This window comes from Streptomyces sp. NPDC005485 (assembly GCF_040606085.1).
Classification (GTDB): domain Bacteria; phylum Actinomycetota; class Actinomycetes; order Streptomycetales; family Streptomycetaceae; genus Streptomyces.
Window position 1 is genome coordinate 1 of sequence record NZ_JBEXDZ010000033.1, and the last position, 19,024, is coordinate 19,024.

Sequence of the window (19,024 nt, forward strand, 5' to 3'; positions counted from 1 at the left end):
ACCGGCCCAGCTCCCGCGCCTTCTCACGCAGCGCCGCCGTCCACGCGTCCGCGTCGGGGGCGGGCGGCGCGGGCACCTGGACGTCCCTGCGTGCAGGGCTCGCGGCGGGGTCGCTCGTCGGCCAGCGCACCTCGATGTCCGCCCGCTCCGCGAGGACCAGCACCGTGGCGACGAAACCCTCGGACAGGGCGATCACCACGCCGTGGGTCGTGGCCCGGTGCCGCGCCAGCAGGGCGTCGGCGAAGGCCGCGAAGGCGGCGGCGTCGAGGAAGGACTCGTCGTTCTCCATCGGGCCGATCCCGGACGACATGCCCAACTCGGCCTCATGAACGGCTACTTGGCGAAGAAACAGTCGCGAGGCACCGTTGGACGGGTTCCACAGCGTCCGGTCGCCCAGGTCGTAGTACTGGCTCACGACGCCATGATCGCACCGCGGCCACGCCCGGTCGTGGCGGAGTCGTCGGCCACCGGGAACCCAGACGTACGCAGCACGCGCCGCTCGGCGTCCACGGCGAACACCTCGCAGCCCTGCCGGCCGGCGGCCCACTCGACGCCTTCCGACCCCATCGCGAACGCCGCCGTCGCCGTGGAGTCCGCCTCGGTCAGGGTCGGGGCGACGACGGTGAGGCTGAGGAGCCCGGTGGCCGGGCGCCCGGTGCGGCCGTCGAGGATGTGGTCGCCGCGTTCGTATCGCGCGGAGGTCGCGACGGCTGCGTCGGTGAGCTCCAGAACCGTACAGAGCTGGTCGGCGTGTTCGGGATGCCGTACGCCCACCCGCCAGGGGCCGCCCGAAACGACCACGTCCCCACCGGCGTTCAGACAGAACCGCCGGGCGCCTGCCGCCGTCAGCAGCTCCGCGCCCCGCTGCACCGACCAGCCCTTCACCACCGCGCAGGGGTCGAGGCCGCGCCCGGGCAGACGTACGTCGAAGGCGCCGCCGGTCGCCGCCCGGTAGTGCTCGCACAGGTCGAGGACCTCGGTGAGGTCCTCACTGGGGTCCGACAGCTCGCCCCGGTCCAGCCGGGACACCTCGCTGTCGGGCTTGAACGGGCTGAAGCGGGCGTCGACCTCGCGCAGCCAGGTGAACAGTTCGTCCACCGCCGCCTGCGGGAACCCCTCGTCGTCGATCCGCAGCGACACGGGGAAACCCATCACGTGCTCGACGCGCCGCACGTCAGGCGCCCTTCGCGTCGATGGCGGCCTGGAGGGACTTCCTGTAGGCGCCGCTCGTGATCGTCGCACCGGACACCGTGTCGATGTCCGCACTCTGCGCCGACAACGTCTCCGCGACGAGCTTCGGCACCGCCGCGGTCGTCTGCGGATGGTTCGGCTGCTGCAACATCCGCACCGAGCCGATCCTGTCCCCGTCGAAGGACACCTCGACCTGCACGGGGCCCTTGGAGGTGTCGACCGTCGGACCCGCCACGGTCTGCGAGGACGCGGAGGCGGAAGCCGAGGGAGAGGACGCGGAGTCCGACTTGTCGTTCGCGTCGATCGCGGCCTGGAGGGACTTCCTGTAGGCGCCGCTCGTGATCGTCGCACCGGACACCGTGTCGATGTCCGCACTCTGCGCCGACAACGTCTCCGCGACCAGCTTCGGCACCGCCGCCGTAGTCTGCGGATGATTCGGCTGCTGCAACATCCGCACGGAGCCGATCCTGTCCCCGTCGAAAGTCACCTCGACCTGCACGGGGCCCTTCTCGGTCTTGATCGTCGTTCCCTTGACGACGGTGCCGGAGGTGCCCGACGAGGACGTGGAGGGCGTCGGGGCGGGCGCGGCGGTGGATGTCGTGCCCGTCGACGCCTCGTAGCGCCAGACGGGGATCAGGCCCGCGATGCTCAGGACCAGTACAGGTATGGCTCGCTTCACGATGTCTCTCTCATCCCGCCAGGCTGAAACGCTCGAAGTGGATCTGCGGCTTGGGCACGCCCAGGTCACCGAGGGTGCGCAGCAGCGCGTTCATCATCGGCGGCGGTCCGCACAGGAACACGTCACGTTCTCCGATGTCCGGCACCAGCCGGGCCAGTTCGCGCGGCGCCAGCTTGTCGGGTACGGCCGGGCCGGTGACCAGGTGCAGCTCCGCGCCCTTGGCGTGGGCGAGTTCGCGCAGCTCGTCGTAGAGGACGGCGTCCCGTTCGGTGGCGACCCGGTAGATGACGACCGCGTGGCCGTGCAGGTCCTCCAGCAGCGCCCGGATGGGGGTGACGCCCACGCCGCCTGCGATGAGCACGGCCTCCGGCTTCGTGCGGTGCAGGGTGGTGAAGGCGCCGTAGGGGCCCTCGGCGAAGACGCGCGTGCCGACCTTCACGTGCCGCAGCGCGGAGCTGCCCTCGCCGGCCGCCTTGGCCGTGAGGCGCAGGGTGCGGCCGTCGGGGGCGGCGGAGAGGGAGAAGGGGTTGGCCTGCCACCAGCGGTCGGGGGTCAGGAACCGCCAGAGGAAGAACTGGCCGGCCTGCGCGGGCAGCTTGTCCAGGTCCTTGCCGGTGATGTGGATCGAGACGACGTTGTCGGACTCGGGGACGACCGCGGAGACACGGAACTGGTGGCGGGTGTTGCGCCACAGCGGCAGGACGAGGCGTCCCAGGGCCACCGCGCCGAGGGCCACGCCCCACACCCCGTACCAGTACGTCTTCGCGGCGGACGACGAGGTGAACGTCGTACCGACCGCGACCTGGTGCGTGAAGGCGAGCACCACGGCGACGTAGGTGTACAGGTGGATGAAGTGCCAGGTCTCGTAGGCGAGGCGGCGGCGGGCGTAGCGGGCCGAGACGGCGCCGACCACGAGGATGATGCCGAGCGCGACGATGGCGCGGAGCACGCCTTCGGTGGTCTCGGCGAGGTCGACGAGCTCGCTGACCGGGCCGACACCGGTCCCGTCGGCGTAACCGAAGACGATGAAGACGACGTGCGCGAGCAGCGTCCACAGCAGGGCGAAGCCGGTCCAGCGGTGCCACGAGGTCAGCCGGTCCATGCCGATGCGCCGGTCGAGCCAGGGCAGCCGGGCCACCAGCACCAGCTGGAAGGCCATGACGAGGGCGCCGTAGAGGCCGGCGAGGCGGCCGATCACGATCAGGGCGTTGGAGGCGAAGCCCGCTTCGGCGAAGAAGTAGGCGACCACGGCCGCGTTCGCGGCCAGAACGGCGTACAGGCCCGTACGGGCCACCACCCTGGGCCGTATCGCCGTGGGGGGCGCGGGGGGCGATTGGACGGTCGTCACGGGTCGGCAGCTCCTTGATCGGGTCCTGGGTAACCGAGCTTGGCCGGTCGGAGCTGTCGAAAAGCTGTCGGACAACTTTCAAGTACTTATCGATGTGCCCGCTGTGAGCCGGACGATATGGCCTGACCCGACATGTGAAGCACTATGAGCGGGTGGAAAAAGTACGCCTCCTCGTCGTGGACGACGACCCGCCCATCGCCGATCTCGTCGCGACCGTCGCCCGCTACGAGGGCTGGGACGCCGTGACCGCGAATTCCGGTGAGGAGGCGCTGCGGCTGGCCGGCGAGTTCCGTCCGGACATCGTGGTGCTCGACCTGATGCTGCCGGACGTGGACGGCTTCGGGGTCCTGGACCGGCTGCGCGGCTCCGGGACGATGGTGCCCGTGGTGTTCCTCACCGCGCGGGACGGCGTCGCCGACCGGGTGGCGGGGCTGACCCGGGGCGGTGACGACTACCTGGTCAAGCCGTTCGCGGTGGAGGAGCTGATGGCCCGGCTGCGGACCGTGCTGCGGCGCAGCGCCGGGCCCGCCTTCCAGCGGTCGGTGCTGCGGATCGCGGACCTGACCATGGACGAGGACACCCGCGAGGTGCGCCGCGGCGACAGGCTGTTCACCCTCACCCCCACCGAGTACGAGGTGCTGCGCTTCCTGATGCGCAAGTCGCCGACCGTGATGACCAAGGCGCAGATCCTCGACCATGTCTGGGAGTACGGCTTCGGGGGCCGCTCGAACGTCGTCGAGCTGGTCGTCAGCCGGCTGCGCCGCAAGCTCGACACCGCCGACACCACGGCCGAGCCGCTGATCCAGACGGTTCGAGGCTTCGGTTACGTGATCCGGCAGGCGGCCGAGTGATCGGGCGGCTGCGCCGGACGTACCGCAGGCTGCGGCTCGGCACCCGGCTGACGCTGGGTCTCGGGGCGCTGGCCCTGGCCGTGTTCGCCGTCGTCGGCACGGCCCTGACGACCTACATGCGGGACTACCTGTCGAACCAGCTCGACGATCAGCTGGGGCTCGCCCAGGTCGCCCAGTCCAAGAGCATCGCGGAGAACGGCACGCTGCAGGGCAAGAAGTACTACCGCTGGTACTACGCGGTGTACGACGTGTCGGGAAGCACCGCCGTGCTCCGCAAGCCCGAGGAGGCCGGCGACCTTCCCGAGGACATCGCCCCCCTGACCTCCCTGGCCAGGGCGCAGACAGCCGCGGACACCGAGATGCTTCGCACCGCGCACATCACCGGCGAGGGCGAGTACCGGCTGCGCGCCTGCGAGGTCGAGCCGGGTGTGGTGCTGGTCAGCGGGGCGCCGACGGACGACATCGACGATACGGTACGGCGGCTGATCACGGTGCAGGTGGTGGCCTTCGGGCTGGCGCTGGCGGCGCTGGTGGTGTTCGGCCGCAGGATGCTCAAGCGCGGTCTGAACCCGCTGAGCGACATGGCGCACACCGCCCACGGCATCGCCTCGCACGACCTCACCGAGTCGGCGGCCCGGCTGCCGCTGCGTGCCGACAAGCGGGGCGGCGGCCCGGAGGTCGAGGAACTGCGCACCGCCTTCAACACGATGCTGGAGCACATCGACGACTCCCTCGCCGTACGGGCGGAGGCCGAGCAGCGGCTGCGCCGTTTCGTGGCGGACGCCTCGCACGAACTGCGCACACCACTGATGTCCGTACGGGGCTACGCGGACCTCTTCCAGTACGCCGCCGCCAACGCCCCCGAGGAGCGCGACAGGCACCTGGCCCGGCTGCGTGCGGAGGCCGCCCGGATGGGCGTCCTGCTGGACGACCTGCTGCTGCTCGCGCGCCTCGACGCCGCCGAGGTGGAGGCGCCGCTGCGGTGGGAGGACACCGATCTGGTGGAGCTGGTGCGCCAGGCGGCGGACGCCTTCCGTGCGGGCCATCCCGGCCATCCGCTGACGGTGACGCTGCCCGCGTCTCCCGGCCCCGTGCGGCTGCGCCTCGATCCACTGCGTATCCGCCAGGTACTGGACAACCTGCTCACCAACGCCGCGGTGCACACGCCGGCCGGGACGGCGGTGTCGGTCGATGTGTCGGTCGATGTGCCGGCGCAGGAGCCGGTGGGGGGTTCGCCGTCGACCGGCATCGCCCGGGTGCGGATCGCCGACGCGGGCCCGGGCATTGCCGCCGCCGACCGGGAGCGGGTCTTCGACCGCTTCTACCGCGTCGACAAGGCCCGCAGCCGCGACCGCGGCGGCAGCGGCCTGGGCCTCGCGGTCGCCCGCTCGCTGGTGCGGGCCCACGGCGGCACCCTGGAGCTGACCGGCGCACCGGGCGCGACGGTCTTCGTCATCGGTATCCCGCTCTCCGGGCGGCCCTGAGGGCCCTCAGGGCGTGCGGTGCGGTACCGGGCCCGTGCTGCGGCGGACGACGAGTTCGACGGGGACGAAGGACTCCCCCTGTCGGGGGGTGTCCGGGCCGTCGATCCGGTCGAGCAGGAGGCGCAGCGCGCGTGTGCCGATCTCGGCGAAGTCGGTGCGGACGGTGGTCAGCGGGGGCAGCAGATGTGCGGCCTCGGGGATGTCGTCGTAGCCCACCACGCTGACGTCGGCGGGGACCTGGCGCCCGGCCTCGTGGAAGGCGCGCAGCACGCCCAGCGCCATCTGGTCGTTGGAGGCGAAGACGGCCGTGACCTCGGGACGCTGGGCCAGCCGGCGGCCCAGTTCGTAGCCGGAGTCGGCACTCCAGTCGCCGACGAGGGGTTCGGGCACCTCCGCGCCGGCCGCTTCCAGGCAGGCCCGCCAACTGGCCGCGCGCTGGTCGGCGGAGATCCATCCCGTCGGGCCCGCGATGTGCCAGACGGTGGCGTGGCCGAGGCCGAGGAGGTGCTCGGTGGCCTTGCGGGCCCCCTCCCGGGAGTCCGCGGTGACCAGCGGCGTGCCGTCTCCCAGGTCGCTCTCCAGTACCACCAGCGGGGTGTCGGGACTGTCGGGGCGGGCCTCGGCCAGCGCGCGCCCGACCCGGCGCTGCGGGGCGATGGCGATGACCCCGTCCGCGCCCTCGCCCGACAGCCGGTGCACGGCGTCCACCACCGTGTTCCGGTCCGCCGAGTCGAGGGCAATGGAGCTGACCAGGTAACCGGCCTGCTGGGCCGCGGTGTTGATCGCGGTCAGGACGGAGGCGGGCCCGTAGCGTGCCGCGTCGAAGGAGATCACGCCGAGCATCCGGGTCCGCCCGCTGGCCAGCGAACGCGCGCTGCGGCTGGGGCGGTAGCCGAGCGAGCGCATGGCCTCCCGTACGGTCTCGCGGGTCTCGGGGCGGACGGCCGGGTGGTCGTTGAGCACCCGGGAGACGGTCTGTTTGGAGACGCCGGCCAGTCGCGCCACGTCGTCCATCACGGGGCGTGCGCCCGCGAAGTTGCGTCGGCTGCGCCCCTTGGGAGCGGGGCCGCCGGTGGCACTTCGGGTCATGACGCCTGCTTCCTCACCACCGCTGCCGCGGCCGCCGCTTCGTCCCGGCGGTCCGGTCCACAGGATAGGCCGGGCGGGCCCGGTTCATTCCGTGGACCCTGTGGGCCCCTTCAGCCTTCCCGGACCGCCCAGCGACGGGTGATGACCCACTCCGCGTGCCCGACCGCGGCCGTGCCCGCCGCGCCGGCCGCCTCCTCGGGTACGTACACCGGGGCGTCCGCGTGCAGCGGCAGAATCCGCAGCCGCAGCCCGTGGGCGCGCAGCGCCTCGGCGGGCAGCCGGTCGAGGCCGATGTCCCAGCGGCGCCCGGAGTAGAACTGGTCGGCGACGAGGGTGTCGCCCACGTACGCGCGTGCCACGTCTCCGGTCCAGTGGACGCGCAGCAGCGTCCGCCGCTCCGGTGCCCCGTCCCGGTGGTCGTCCGCAGGGCCTTGGGGTGGTACGCCGATGATGTCGCCGAGGTCGATGCGGTACTCCGCGGCCACGGTGTCGAAGTACTTGTCGGCGGGCACGCTCGCCCGGTCCTGTACGCCCGTCGCGGGCTCGGGTGCCGGACCCGCCGCTCGCACCAGGCGGACGCCCGGGTCGCCGGCCCGGTCCTCGGGGTCGGCGGGCACGGTACAGCGGGTCAGTACGCCGTCCGCGGTCTCCCGCACGGGCGTGCCCGCCACCACCGGCGCCCGCTCCGGAGCCGGGAACACCGCGAACGAGGGCTGCTCGGAGAGGCTGTGCAGCCGGACCTCGTCATGGTCGAAGACGACGCCGTCGCCGCTGAGCACCAGCCGTTCGGCGCCCCAGGCGACGCCCCGGTAGACGGTGCGTGCCGTGGCCGCGTCCAGGACGAGCAGGCCGACCCGTCCGCCGTCGGCCGTCCGCACCTCCACGAGGGCGTCGGTGCCGGGGCGCAGCCCGGTGACGAGGATCTGGTCCCCGAGGAGTGCGGTCTCACCTGAGGGTGCTTCGACGGAGGTCACCGTGCGGGCGTCCAGGGCGAGTTCGGGGGCGATGCCGTCGGTGGCGGCGAGGACGAGGACGGTACGCCCGTGGTCGTCGACCGTGCACACGGGCTGCGCGGTGGCCCACTCGAGCCGCAGCCCGGCGATGTCGAGCCGCAACGGCCAGCAGAAATAGGCCCCTTCGGGGACGGTGACGGGCGTGCTGGGCAGGGTCATGGCGGTGGCGCCCGGGAACTCCACCGTGAACGACGTGTCCGGGTGGGCGGGCAACTGCTCGTGCGGCTGGTGGTTGTTGACGAAGAGGAAGCCGGATGTGCCGTCGGCGCGGACGGCCCAGCGCAGGGTGTCGCGGTCCCGCTGCCCCACGGGCTGCCGCTCGGGAAGCACCGATGTCATGGGCGCGAGAAGGTGTCCGAAGTCGGCCAACAGGAGGTGCTGCAGGCGCAGTTGGTGATACGAGGCCCGGTACTGGCCGTACTCGCCGAGCGGCGCCTGGAAGTCGTAGGTCAGAACAGGCAGGTCGTTCGGGTAGCCGGTGGCGTGGGACTCCTGGAGCGTGCCGAGTTCACCGGCGGGGTTGGTGCCGCCGTGGAACATGTAGAACCCCTGCCACACCGAGCCGCAGCCGATCTTGGTGAGGCCGAGCGCGCCCACGTCGTCGGGCTCGACGCGGGGGCGTCGGTGGTAGGCCACGGCCATGCCGCCGCCCAACTCGCAGGTGGCCCAGGGAAATCGGTCGGCGAAGGCGTCCGGTTCGCCCCCGCGTACGGAGGTCGGGCGCAGATCGGCGCCGATGCCCTCGTCGTCGCGCTGGTGGGTGAAGAAGAAGTGTTTGCGGCAGGTGTCGGGCCAGCCGCCGGCGGCCTCCGTCCAGAACGCCTCGGTGTAGCCGCCGTACAGCGGAAGCAGTTCGTCGGGCGGGAGTCGGACCCCGCCCCAGGCCGTCGACGTCCACAGCGGCGCGCTCAGTCCGGCTTCCTGCGCCATCCGCTTCAGGGTGAGGAGATGGCCGGGCTGGTCGTACAGCTCGTTCTCGATCTGGATGGCGACGATCGGGCCGCCGTGGGTCCGGTCGAGACCGCTCAGCTGCTCGGCGACGGCCCCGAACCAGCGGCGTACGGGCTCCAGATAGGCGGGATCGTCGGTGCGGGGCGTGCAGGCGCGGGCGAGCAGCCAGTCGGGCAGGCCGCCGCCCCGTACCTCGGCGTGGGACCAGGGGCCGATGCGGGGGATGAAGTCGAGGCCGTGGCGGGCGCAGAGTTCGGCGAAGCGCCGCAGGTCGCGGTCGCCGTCGAAGCGGACCTGTCCCTCCACCTCCTCGTGGTGGATCCAGATGACGTAGCTCGCCACGGCCGTCACCCCGCCCGCCTTCATCTTCAGCAGCTCCTCCTGCCAGTCCCGGGCCGGGTAGCGGGAGTAGTGGAATTCTCCCGAGACCGGGAACCAGGGGCGGCCGCCGCGCGTGAGCCAACGGCTGGTCACCGCGATCGGGTCGGGCACACCGGGGGCGTCGGCGAAGGGGAGGTGCCCGGTCAGCGGGGGTGCGGCGGGCGCGGGCAGTTTCAGGCGGTGCGGGGACCGGGCCGACATGCGGAGTCTTCCCTTCGCTGGGGCGTACGCGGGCGTTCTTCAACGGGGCCGTACGGAGGTGTGTTTCAGTCAGGCCGGGTGGTGCGGACGAGCCAAAGGGTGGCTGTCAGGCACAGCGCCGACAGGGCGCACAGCAGGAGCGGGACCGTTCGGACGCCGGACCACTCGATGGCCTTGCCGAGCGCCGGTCCCGCCGCGACGCCGCCGACCATGGACGCGGCGATGACGACCGCGCCCGCCCGGCGGGCCCGTGGGGCGGCCCGGTGCAGCCAGGGCAGGCCTGTCGGGAAGATCGGCGCGATGAACAGACCGACACCGGCGTACGCGTACGGCGCGAGGCCCGGCACCGCGGCCAGCAGCAGGCAGACCGTCATGCCCGCGCACGAGACGGTGATGATGGCCGGGGCGGAGAAGCGCAGCGCGACCGGGGCGACCAGGAAGCGGCCGACGGTCATCATCAGCCAGTAGACGGAGGTGGCGGTGGCGGCGACACCCGCGCCGTAGCCGACCGTCTCCAGGTGCGTGGGCTCCCAGCCGCCGACGCCCGCCTCGATGCCCACGTGCAGGACGTAGAGGGCGACGAACACGCCGAGCACCGAGCCGAGGCTGCGGCCGAGCGCCGGCCCGCCGCCCTCGGGCGCCGCATCGGCCGGCTGCGGCGCCTTGTCCCGTACGCCCTTCAGGCACAGCAACAGCGGCAGGTCGACGAGCGCGAAGCCGAGGAAGAGGGCCGGGTAGTGCTCGGCGCCCACCGCCGCGATCAGGGCGGGACCGAGGATCGCGCCGACGCCGAAGTGCGCGTTGAGGATGTTCAGCATCGCGGCCGACCGGCGCCCGAACCCGACGGCGAACAGCTGGTTGAGGCCGTAGTCGATCCCGCCGAAACCGAGCCCCGCGAGCAGCGCCGACGCCAGAGCGGCGGGCCAGCCGGGCGCGAGCGCGAAGCCCGCCGCGCCGACGGCCATGAGCAAGTACGAGGCCCCGAGGATCTGCCGGTTGCCGAGACGCCCGTAGAGCCGGTCGAAGAGCAGCACACCGGCCACACCGCCGACGAAGTGGGCGCTCAGCCCGAGCCCCGCGGCCGACGGGGAGAGCCCGAACTCCTCGCGCAGGGCGGGGATCGCGGGGCCGTAGAGCGCCTGGAGCGCGCCGATGAGCACGAAGCCCACGCAGGACGCGACCACTGCGGCCGGGCTGAACACCGGTGCGTCCGGCGCGCCCCGCTCCGCCGTGACCCGCTGTGCGGTCGGTTGATCGGTCACGCGGTCTCCAGGTGAGGAGAAGGGGACGGTGATTCCCGGACTGACTCCCGGGCTGACTCCCGGGCTGATCCCCGGACGCCGATGATGTTACCGGTAACATCATCGGCGTCAAGATCCCCTGCGGGTCTGTGGGCAGCGTGAGTTGGGGTGGCGGGCGGGAATCGGGCGGCGCGCCGCGGAGAGCGGCAAGCCGGGAGTCGACCGGCAGGCCCTCTTTCGCGAGGGCGATCGGCTCCCGGCCCGACTCGTCCGTCAGGCGTACGGGTCGAACGTGATGTCGCCCGGCTTGGCCTTGTTCAGGTGGTCGGCGAACTTCGAGTCCTGGAGCGGGAAGTTGGCGCTGCCCCAGTCGGAGGCGTTGAGGATGTTCCGCAGGTTGGACGCCATGTTGTCCCAGGTGAGCAGGTTCTCCTGGTGCCAGGCGCCGGTGTCGTTCTCCGGGGTCTCGCCCCATTTGGCGAACCGGAAGGCGTGGGTGCTCGCACCGTCCTTGTGGTAGACGGCCTCGACACGCTGCCCGCTCATCGGGACGTCGGCGATCGGATGGGTGCTGAAGCCGCCGTGTGCGGAGGCCGACAGGTAGGACGGGGTGTCGGCGCCCTGCTTGACCCAGACGACCATGCACTCCCAGTCGTGCCGGTGGCCGATGCCGGGCGAGGCCTCGTCCTTCTCGAAGTAGCTGGCGTAGACGATCCCGCACCAGCCGTTGTTGCACTTGGCCCGCGAGTAGGTGTTGGCCTTGCCCAGGTGGCCGCTGCGGCACTCGCCGGTGACCGAACCGGTCGGCTTGAGGCCGCCGTTGAGGTTGCCGCTCGGGTCGATCGCGGCGGCCGGGTAGCAGCTGTCCGAGTCGTAGTCGTACACGGGCTCGAAGTTCTTCTGGAAGGCGGTCGCGTTCTCGGGCAGGTTCTGCAGGACGCCCGCGGAGGCGCTGCCCGACAGGGCGACGGTCAGGGCGGTGACGCTGCCGGTGACGGCGGCGGCCCTCGCGAGGCGGAAGGTCCTTCTGCTGCTGACTGCTCGGGGCATGGGGGGCTCCAGTCGACGGTCCGCTCGTTCCGGACATGACATCCGGGTGCGGGACCGAGACTGGCAAGTCGAGCGAGCGATGGAAGGGCTTTCTACCAAACTCGCGGCGGCTTTTCACCGAACTGATCAACGCCCGCCGGGTGGTCCGGCGGGCGTCGGTATCAGGTCATCGGGGCCGGTCGGCTCACACGGCGCCGCCGAAGAAGACCTGCACCTCGCGGATGAGTCCGTCCCGGACCGTGATCGCCTCGACGTTGCGGTAGCGGCCGCCCGTCATGAGCTCGTACTCGTAGTGGACGAGGACGAGTTCCCGGTCCACGGGGGTGACGTGCAGCAACCGCTGCTCCTTGAAGCGGTCCGCCGTCGGGAAGCACCGCTCGAAGAACGCGGCCTTGTCGATGTGGTCGTCCCGTGGGCTGGTGAACGTGAAGTCGGCGGCGTACAGCGGGAGCGCCGCATCGCGGTCCTGTGACCTGTAGTGGCGAAACGCCGCTTCGACGACGCTGGTCGGGCTGTCCATCATGCTGATCTCCTAGGCCGGACGACTGCTCCCCCGTGCCCCCGGCCCCCACCATAGGACCGGGACCCCGTCTCCTCGGGCACATCACCTCCCCATGCGACACGGGGGTCATTCCTGGCCCGCGCGTCTATCCTGAGGTCGCATGGAGGGGGCTTCGGGCATGGGCGGATCCGGTGAACTCCCGGACTCCGGTGGGTCGTTCGGTCCGCTCGTCGTCGCCGGGCAGCCGCCCGTCTTCCTGCGGGCCGCACAGGTGGAACTGCCCGAGGAGAGCCCCGATCCGGTCCTGCTGCCCACGATCACCCTGCTGGAGCGCGCCGCGGCGCTCGGCGGTGACCCGGACGCGCTGCCCCTGCCGGAGGGAGAACTCCTCGCCGGGCAGTACCGGTTGATCCGGCCGCTCGGCTACGGCGGAATGGGCGAGGTCCACCTCGCGCTCGACACCAAGGTCGACAACCGCGAGGTCGCCGTCAAGATCCTGCACCCCCAGCAGGCCGCGGCCGCGGCGGGCGCCCTGGCCCGGGAGCGGCGCGCCCTGGTCGACCTGGGCCACGACGACATCATCCGCGTCTTCAACTACGGGCACCATCCCGAGGTCGGGGACTTCCTCGTCCTGCAGTACGTCGACGGGCTCACCCTGGAGGAGGTGCGGGCGCGGGCCCAGGTGAACCCGGACGAGTTCGGCGGCGGCCGCTTCCACGAGTTCGTGCTCGCCTACGGAGTGCGGGTCCTGTCCGCGCTCGGCTATCTGCACACCCACCGGCCCGGCAAGGTCTACGGCGACCTGAAACCCGACAACGTCATGCACGACGGCACCACGACAAAGATCATCGACGTGGGGAGTGTGCGCCCGGCGAACCTGCCCGGCCACACCACCGAGGGCTTCTGCGCCCCGACCGTGGGCCCGAACGGCGAATCCACCGGCCAGGACGACCTGTTCAGCCTCGGCGAGACCCTGCGCCGGCTGAGCGGCCTTGGCCGGTCGCCGGAGGATCTCGGGGAGCTGGGCTGTTTGGACGTGCTCGGGCGGCTGGACACCCCGGGCGCCTTCCCGGAGGCCGACCGGATGACGGCTCCGCCTCCCCGCGGGCTCGGCCTCCTCTCCCTGGCACGTGTGCTGCACCGGGCGACCCGTGACAAGCGGGCCGAGCGGTTCGCCTCCGCCCGCGAGATGGAGGAGCAACTGAGGGGTGTGTTCCGCGAGTTGCGCTCACTGCGCACCGGAACGGAGACCTTCGAACCGTCACCGCTCTTCCTCCAGTCGTCGTACGCCCTCGACGGCGCACTCGGATCCGCGCCGCCCCTGGCCCGCTGGGCAGCGCCGGACGCCCCCACGGTGTACGCGCCGCCCTCGCCCGCCGAGGTCGCCCAGCGGCTGCCCGTCCCGCGGCCCGATCCGTACGACGACCACCACGCGCAGTTGAGCAGGCTGGCCGACGCCGCCCCGGAGGCACTGCTCCAGCACACCGGGGACTGGCGGGACTCGCCCGAGGTCCATCTGCTGCGCTGCCGCCTGCGGTTGAGGGTGCGCGGCGGCGGAACCGCGGCGGCCGAACGGGAACTGCGGTCCGCCGAGGCACTGATCGGGCCGCGGCGCGCTCCGTACGACTGGCGGCTCGACTGGCACCGCGGGCTGCTCGCGCTCGGCCGGGATCAAGTGGCGTCGGCACGGGGGCACTTCGACGAGGTGTTCGCGGCGATCCCGGGCGAGTACGCGCCGAAGCTCGCGCTCGGGTACTGCGCCGAGCGGCTGGGCCGGTGGCAGGAGGCGCTGACGTTCCACGAGGCGGTGCGGCTGCGCAACCCGTCGCTGGGCAGCGCCGCGTTCGGTGCGGCGCGGGCCCACCTCGCGCTGGGCGGCGAACGGGCACTGGACGAGGCGGTACGGGCGCTCGACGCGGTCCCGCAGCACTCGCGGCACCGGACCGCCGCGCGGACGGCCGCCGTGCGCATCGGAGTCGAGCACGTGCGCACCGCCGCGCAGCCGGAGGAGGTGACCGAGCGGCTCCGCGAGGTGCTGGAGCGGCTGGCCCGGCTGTTCCACGCGCACGGGCTCACCGACGAGCAGGCCAGGGTGCGGATGACGACGGAGGTGTGGGAGGCCGTGCGGGGCGCGCTCACGCGAGGTGCCCTCGACGCGCCGGGCCTTGCCGCGCTGGCCGCGGGCGCCGACGTACGGCTCGCGCTGCCGTCCGACGAACCCGGCCTCCGCAAGGATCTCTCCCGCCTCTATCTCTCCCTCGCCCACCAGGCCGCCCGGTCCGCCGCCCTCGCGGACGCGGCCGTCGCCGAGACCCTTCTGGACCGCGCCTACGAGGTCCGTCCGCTCGCCTTCCGACACCACAGGGACAGCCCCTGGTTCGGAAGGCGCGTCACCAACTGGCTCCGCACGATCGCCCGTCCGGCGTCGTCGGGGGGCAACACCCGGACGGCCCGCGGGTGAACCGCGCCGGCAGGCCGAGGGGCGCGGGTGCCGTCACCCGACGGCCCGTGCGCCTTCTGCGCGGGGCCCGGGCCGTCGGCGCCGTGGCCGCCGAACTCGCCCGCCGCCTCCGGCGCTACGCGTGGCCGTCGGCGGCGGGCCGGCGCAACCGCGGGTATCTGCGGGACCGGCTCGTCGCGCTGCCGCTGCTCGCCGTCGTGGCCTTCGGGGCGTTCGGCTGGGCCTACGCGGACGTGCGGGGCGACTCGGCGTATGTGCGCGACCGGCTGACGCCCGCGCTCGTCGGTCTCGCCCACACCAAGGCGTCGCTGTTCATCGCGCAGGGCGAGGCGGAGCAGAACCTCGCCGAGGGCCGGGCGGCGGAGCTCAGCGGGCTCAGCGAGCGGTACCGGACACGGGTGGCGCGGGCGACCCAGAGCCTGAACGCGGTCACCCGCAGCGGGGCGCTGACCGTGGCGGAGGAGCAGGAACTGCGGGTCGTGTCCGCGCTGGTCGTGGACTACACGGGCTGGATCGGCCGGGCCCAGGGGGACGCGGCCGATCCGGTCCTGCGGGCCGCCGAGCTGACGTACGCGCGCAGCATGCTCTGTTCGGCGCCGGTCGCGGCCGCGGACAAGGGTGACCGCTACCCTCCCTGTCCGCCCACGACCGACGCGGGTGCGACCTCGATCGTGGACCGGGTGTCGGGCCTGGAGCGGCGGCTGCGCGAGCGGCTCGCGGACCGGGCCGGCTGGGGCGCGGGTGTGCTCGCCGCCGCCGTCGTCTCCGGGGTCGCCCTTCTGCTGCTGGCCGCCGGGCTCTGGCGGACCGTGTCCTTCCTGCACCACCGCTTCCGGATCCGGCTCAGCGTTCCGCTGGTGGCCGCCGCACTGCCGCTGCTCGCCGTACCGCTCCTGACGCTCGACGCACTGCTCGCCCAGCACGCCCAGGCCGCGGCCGTCCCGGTGGCGTACGCGCTCGCCGAGCGGACCTCGCCCGAGACCGAGACGATCACCGAGGAACGCCCCTTCGACGGCCCGGACCCGCGGGCCGTCGAGGTACTGGCGGACCGCCTCGACGTCGGTCTCGCCGAAGGGCGGCTCGCCTTCCTGGACGGGGCCGCGCCCTTCGTGTTCCCCACGGGCCTGGTCGCCGCAGGGATCATCGGCGCCGCGCTGCACACCTACCGCCGCGAGTACCTCGCGGTGACCCGCACGGGAGCCGTCTCATGAGCCGTGTCGTGCGCGCCCTGGTCGTCGCGGCCTGTCTGCTCGCCCTCGTGCCCGGTTGCGCGACGGACACGCCCGCCCCCCTTGTCGTCCTGGGCCCGTGGACCGGGGCGGAGGGCCAGGCCTTCGAAGCCGCCCTGGAACGGCTGGACGACGGAAGCGGCAGGACTTACACGTACGAGGGCACCCGCTCGCTCCGTGAGACGCTCGTCTCACAGCTGGAGGCCGGCGACCCGCCGGACGTGGCGATCCTCAACAGCATCGGGGAACTCACGGAGTACGCCCGCCGGGACCGTTTGACGCCCCTCGCGGAGGAGACCGCCGAGCGGGCGTACCCGCCGTGGGCGCCGACACTGCTGGTGGACGGCAGGCGCCGGACCTACTGGGTGCCGCTGAAGGTCGACCTGAAGAGCCTGGTGTGGAGCAAGCGGGGAACGTCGGACAGCGACCCGAAGTGGTGTGTGGGACTCGCCTCCCAGGCCACCTCCGGCTGGCCCGGCACCGACTGGATCGAGGACATCCTGCTCCATCAGGCGGGCCCGGCGATCTACACGAACTGGGCGACGAGCAGGCTCAGTTGGCGCGACCCGGCCGTCCGGCGGGCCTGGACGACCTGGGCGCGGCTGCTCGGCGGGCGCTCGGCGACGTCGATCGAGCGGTCCCTCAGCACGTCGTACGAGGGCACGTCCGGGCCCGCCGGGCCGCGGGGTCTGCTGGACTCCCCCGGGTTCGGCTGCACCCACGAGCACCAGAGCGCCTTCATCCGGTACGTGTACGCGGGCGACGACGTCCGGGTGGAGCCGTCGGCCGGGTTCCTGGGCGGGCCGGCCGAGAACCGCGACGCGTTCGAGGTCGCCGGTGACATGGCCGCCGTCTTCAGCGACGACCCGGCGGCCCAGGAACTGGTGGAGCGGCTCTCCAGCCCGGCCGGCCGGGAGCGCTGGCGGGCACAGGCGGACCCGGACGTGCGCCCGCTGTTCCCGAACACGACGGGCCTCACGCCGATGGCCCCCGCGAGCCCGGCCGAGCGGGAGATCGACACCCTGCTCAACTCACGCGCCCGCACGCTCTGCTTCGACGCCTCGGACGTGATGCCGCCCGAACTCCGGGACGCCTTCCACCGCGCGGTCCTGGAGTTCTTCCGGGACCCCACGGACCGCCGTCTCACCCCACTGCTCCAGCAGTTGGACACCGTACGCACCCAGGTGACCGAGGATCCGGCCGACGACCGCTCGTTCCGGCCGCCCGAGGACATCTGCGCGAGCCCCGGCGGGTGACCCCGGCTGGTGGTCAACACCGTACGAGGGGTCCCGCCCCGGCCGGGCTCAGGTCGGCCGGGGCAGGCGTTCAGGGGATGGGGCGCATCTCGTGGGGGCACGCCTCCGGCTCATGGTGGCGCGTCTCGGGCGGGAGGGAGGTGCGGAGCTCGGCGTGCAGGAGGGCGGCACTCGTCCACTCGCGGGCGGGTGACGGGGGACCTGCCAGTACAGGCCCGGGCCCGTAACGCGGTGCAGCGGGGGCACGGCCACATGGCTGCCCGGGCCCAGGACCTTCACCTGCGCGAGGTGCCATTCGGCTGGGTCGCCCGGGCTGATCAGCCAGTACAGGCAGCTGCCGTAGCCGTCCTTGATCACGGCTCCCGTCTGATCCCCGAGGTGTTCCAGCGCCGTGTTCCCGAGGGTGAGCGGCACGCGTACGGCGTCCCACCACTCACCGGCGGCCATCAGCCGCACCTGGTGAGTGCTCGGCTGCATCCACCGCCGGGCTCTGCTGACTGACATCGCGCTCTCACCAGCTCTCCGATACGACATCCCGACCCTAGGGGGTGTTTTGAAAGCCCCGCACAGCACCCACGGCGCCCGGCACGCACCCTCGCCGCACCGGCCGAAGACCCAAGTACGTCCAGTACGAGGGCCTTCGTCCGGCACGCCGAGGGCACGCACCGAACACCGCGGGCACCGCACAGGACTTTCAAACACCCCCTAGGACGGTGGCGATGTGTCGACTTGCGGCCACGCGCAGGGAAGTTGTGCCCATACGCAGCGCATACGGTGCGGTCTCGTGAGGGCGCGGCGCCGCGCAGTAGCTTGATCGGTCGTACTGACGTCCGAGCGCCCCGGAGGCCGCCATGGGAGATCCCCAGCCCTTAGTCATCGACGCGACCGGCCGTGACATCCACGGCGAGGCCGCCCGGATCCGCGCACGGGGACCGGTGACCCTGGTCGAACTCCCCGGCGGTGTCGAGGCATGGGCCGTCAGCAGCCCCGACCTGCTCAAGCGCCTGCTCACCGACCCACGGGTGTCCAAGGACCCGCGACAGCACTGGCCGAAGTGGATCAACGGCGAGATCTCCCCGGAGTGGCCACTGTTCACCTGGGTCGCGGTGCAGAACATGTTCACCGCGTACGGCGGCGACCACAAGCGGCTGCGCACCCTGGTCTCCAAGGCGTTCACCGCCCGTCGCACGGCGGCGCTGCAGCCCCGTATCGAGGAGATCACCGAGTCGCTGCTGGACCGGGTCGAGGAGGCCGGGCGGAGCGGCCAACCGGTGGACCTGCGGGAGCAGTTCTGCTATCCGCTGCCGATCCAGGTGATCAGCGAGCTGTTCGGGCTGCCCGAGGAGCAGGGCGCGGAACTGCGGGCCGTCGTGGACGGCATCTTCCACACCTCCGCCACCCCGGAGGAAGTCACCGACATCTACACCCGTTTCTACGCGGCCATGGGCGAACTCGTGGCCCTGAAGCGGAAGTCACCGGGTGACGACCTGACGTCGGCCCTCATCGCGGCGCGCGACGACGAGGACGACACCCGGCTCAGCGAGCAGGAGTTGCTCGACACCCTCGTACTCATGGTCAGCGCCGGGCACGAGACCACGGTCAACCTCATCGACAACGCCATCCATCTCCTGCTCACCCACCCGGACCAGCTCGCCCAGGTGCGCTCGGGCCGCGCCGGCTGGGACGACGTGATCGAGGAGGCGCTGCGCGTGGAGGCGCCGGTCGCGTCCCTGCCGTTGCGGTACGCCGTGGAGGACCTTGCCGTCGCCGAGTTCGGCGGCCCGGAGGGCGTGGTGATCGGCAAGGGCGAGGCGATCCTCGCCGCGTACGCCGCCGCCGGGCGCCACCTCGAGACGTACGGCGCGGATGCCGACCGGTTCGACGTCACCCGCGCGAACAAGGAGCACCTCGCCTTCGGGTACGGCGTGCACCACTGCCTCGGTGCCCCGCTGGGGCGGCTGGAGGCCCGGATCGCGCTTCCGGCGCTCTTCGAGCGTCTCCCCGGGCTCCGACTCGCCGCGGAACAAGGCGAGTCGGAGCCGGTCGACTCCTTCATCTCGAACGGCCACCGCACCCTTCCGGTGCGGTCGGCCTGAT

At 72.4% G+C, this 19,024-nt stretch carries 16 protein-coding genes; 6 read left to right on the forward strand and 10 right to left on the reverse strand.

The features are described 5' to 3' along the window. From ABZS97_RS14000 to ABZS97_RS14015, 4 genes are all read right to left on the reverse strand, one after another. A partial coding sequence (locus ABZS97_RS14000) for a DUF6086 family protein (RefSeq protein ID WP_356137217.1) occupies window positions 1–415 on the reverse strand: 415 nt, incomplete at its 3' end. Next, on the reverse strand, window positions 412–1,173 hold the full coding sequence (locus ABZS97_RS14005) for an FAD:protein FMN transferase (RefSeq protein WP_356137219.1): 762 nt from the start codon (window positions 1,171–1,173) through the stop codon (window positions 412–414). The genes ABZS97_RS14000 and ABZS97_RS14005, both read right to left, overlap by 4 nt. A gap of 1 nt (window position 1,174) precedes the next feature. Next, window positions 1,175–1,870 (reverse strand): FMN-binding protein, encoded by a 696-nt coding sequence (locus ABZS97_RS14010; RefSeq protein ID WP_356137221.1) that lies wholly within the window; start codon window positions 1,868–1,870, stop codon window positions 1,175–1,177. 10 nt (window positions 1,871–1,880) lie between these two features. Then, a complete protein-coding gene (locus ABZS97_RS14015) occupies window positions 1,881–3,218 on the reverse strand; it encodes a ferredoxin reductase family protein (protein WP_356137223.1) in 1,338 nt (445 codons plus the stop codon). Window positions 3,219–3,370: 152 nt separating this feature from the next. Here ABZS97_RS14015 and ABZS97_RS14020 point away from each other — a divergent pair, with 152 nt between their 5' ends. Both ABZS97_RS14020 and ABZS97_RS14025 read left to right on the forward strand, forming a co-directional pair. Beyond that, window positions 3,371–4,069, forward strand: coding sequence for a response regulator transcription factor (locus ABZS97_RS14020; protein WP_356137225.1), 699 nt, complete (start codon window positions 3,371–3,373; stop codon window positions 4,067–4,069). After that, complete coding sequence (locus ABZS97_RS14025) at window positions 4,066–5,553, forward strand: HAMP domain-containing sensor histidine kinase (protein WP_356137227.1); 1,488 nt, start codon at window positions 4,066–4,068, stop codon at window positions 5,551–5,553. Before ABZS97_RS14020 ends, ABZS97_RS14025 begins: the two co-directional genes overlap by 4 nt. Before the next feature lie 6 nt (window positions 5,554–5,559). Here the strand turns inward: ABZS97_RS14025 and ABZS97_RS14030 are convergent, their stop codons facing one another. The 5 genes from ABZS97_RS14030 to ABZS97_RS14050 all read right to left on the reverse strand — a co-directional run bounded on the left by ABZS97_RS14030 (window position 5,560) and on the right by ABZS97_RS14050 (window position 12,002). Beyond that, on the reverse strand, window positions 5,560–6,642 hold the full coding sequence (locus ABZS97_RS14030; RefSeq protein WP_356137229.1) for a LacI family DNA-binding transcriptional regulator: 1,083 nt from the start codon (window positions 6,640–6,642) through the stop codon (window positions 5,560–5,562). A gap of 110 nt (window positions 6,643–6,752) precedes the next feature. Continuing rightward, on the reverse strand, window positions 6,753–9,188 hold the full coding sequence (locus ABZS97_RS14035) for a beta-galactosidase (protein ID WP_356137231.1): 2,436 nt from the start codon (window positions 9,186–9,188) through the stop codon (window positions 6,753–6,755). 65 nt (window positions 9,189–9,253) lie between these two features. Further along, window positions 9,254–10,450 (reverse strand): MFS transporter, encoded by a 1,197-nt coding sequence (locus ABZS97_RS14040; protein ID WP_356137233.1) that lies wholly within the window; start codon window positions 10,448–10,450, stop codon window positions 9,254–9,256. A gap of 252 nt (window positions 10,451–10,702) precedes the next feature. Continuing rightward, entirely contained in the window at window positions 10,703–11,479 is a 777-nt protein-coding gene (locus ABZS97_RS14045; protein WP_356137235.1) for an NPP1 family protein, read from the reverse strand. Window positions 11,480–11,663: 184 nt separating this feature from the next. Continuing rightward, on the reverse strand, window positions 11,664–12,002 hold the full coding sequence (locus tag ABZS97_RS14050) for a nuclear transport factor 2 family protein (RefSeq protein ID WP_356137237.1): 339 nt from the start codon (window positions 12,000–12,002) through the stop codon (window positions 11,664–11,666). 139 nt (window positions 12,003–12,141) lie between these two features. Between ABZS97_RS14050 and ABZS97_RS14055 the strand changes: the two genes are divergently transcribed. From ABZS97_RS14055 to ABZS97_RS14065, 3 genes are read left to right on the forward strand one after another with little or no spacing between them, the layout of a single operon-like run. Further along, on the forward strand, window positions 12,142–14,442 hold the full coding sequence (locus tag ABZS97_RS14055; protein ID WP_356137239.1) for a tetratricopeptide repeat protein: 2,301 nt from the start codon (window positions 12,142–12,144) through the stop codon (window positions 14,440–14,442). Between the two features lie 47 nt (window positions 14,443–14,489). Next, window positions 14,490–15,653: a hypothetical protein gene (locus ABZS97_RS14060; protein ID WP_356137241.1), complete on the forward strand. Its 1,164-nt coding sequence runs from the start codon at window positions 14,490–14,492 to the stop codon at window positions 15,651–15,653. Beyond that, window positions 15,650–16,927, forward strand: a complete 1,278-nt coding sequence (locus tag ABZS97_RS14065) for an alpha-glucoside ABC transporter substrate-binding protein (RefSeq protein WP_356137243.1) — start codon at window positions 15,650–15,652, stop codon at window positions 16,925–16,927. Before ABZS97_RS14060 ends, ABZS97_RS14065 begins: the two co-directional genes overlap by 4 nt. A 48-nt stretch (window positions 16,928–16,975) precedes the next feature. Here the strand turns inward: ABZS97_RS14065 and ABZS97_RS14070 are convergent, their stop codons facing one another. Beyond that, a complete protein-coding gene (locus tag ABZS97_RS14070; RefSeq protein ID WP_356137245.1) occupies window positions 16,976–17,431 on the reverse strand; it encodes a hypothetical protein in 456 nt (151 codons plus the stop codon). A 347-nt stretch (window positions 17,432–17,778) separates the two neighbouring features. On the opposite strand from ABZS97_RS14070, the gene ABZS97_RS14075 reads away from it, so the two are divergent. Then, the gene (locus tag ABZS97_RS14075; protein WP_356137247.1) at window positions 17,779–19,023 is read left to right on the forward strand and encodes a cytochrome P450; all 1,245 of its coding nucleotides are present in this window, start codon (window positions 17,779–17,781) and stop codon (window positions 19,021–19,023) included. Window position 19,024: the final 1 nt, after the last annotated feature.

Excerpts from the sequence above, each read along its gene's own strand:
- ABZS97_RS14045 (WP_356137235.1), bottom strand. The coding sequence starts at position 11,479 with ATGCCCCGAGCAGTCAGCAGCAGAAGGACCTTCCGCCTCGCGAGGGCC.
- ABZS97_RS14065 (WP_356137243.1), top strand. The coding sequence starts at position 15,650 with ATGAGCCGTGTCGTGCGCGCCCTGGTCGTCGCGGCCTGTCTGCTCGCC.
- ABZS97_RS14050 (WP_356137237.1), bottom strand. The coding sequence starts at position 12,002 with ATGATGGACAGCCCGACCAGCGTCGTCGAAGCGGCGTTTCGCCACTAC.
- ABZS97_RS14070 (WP_356137245.1), bottom strand. The coding sequence starts at position 17,431 with ATGTCAGTCAGCAGAGCCCGGCGGTGGATGCAGCCGAGCACTCACCAG.
- ABZS97_RS14030 (WP_356137229.1), bottom strand. The coding sequence starts at position 6,642 with ATGACCCGAAGTGCCACCGGCGGCCCCGCTCCCAAGGGGCGCAGCCGA.
- ABZS97_RS14035 (WP_356137231.1), bottom strand. The coding sequence starts at position 9,188 with ATGTCGGCCCGGTCCCCGCACCGCCTGAAACTGCCCGCGCCCGCCGCA.
- ABZS97_RS14055 (WP_356137239.1), top strand. The coding sequence starts at position 12,142 with ATGGAGGGGGCTTCGGGCATGGGCGGATCCGGTGAACTCCCGGACTCC.
- ABZS97_RS14075 (WP_356137247.1), top strand. The coding sequence starts at position 17,779 with ATGGGAGATCCCCAGCCCTTAGTCATCGACGCGACCGGCCGTGACATC.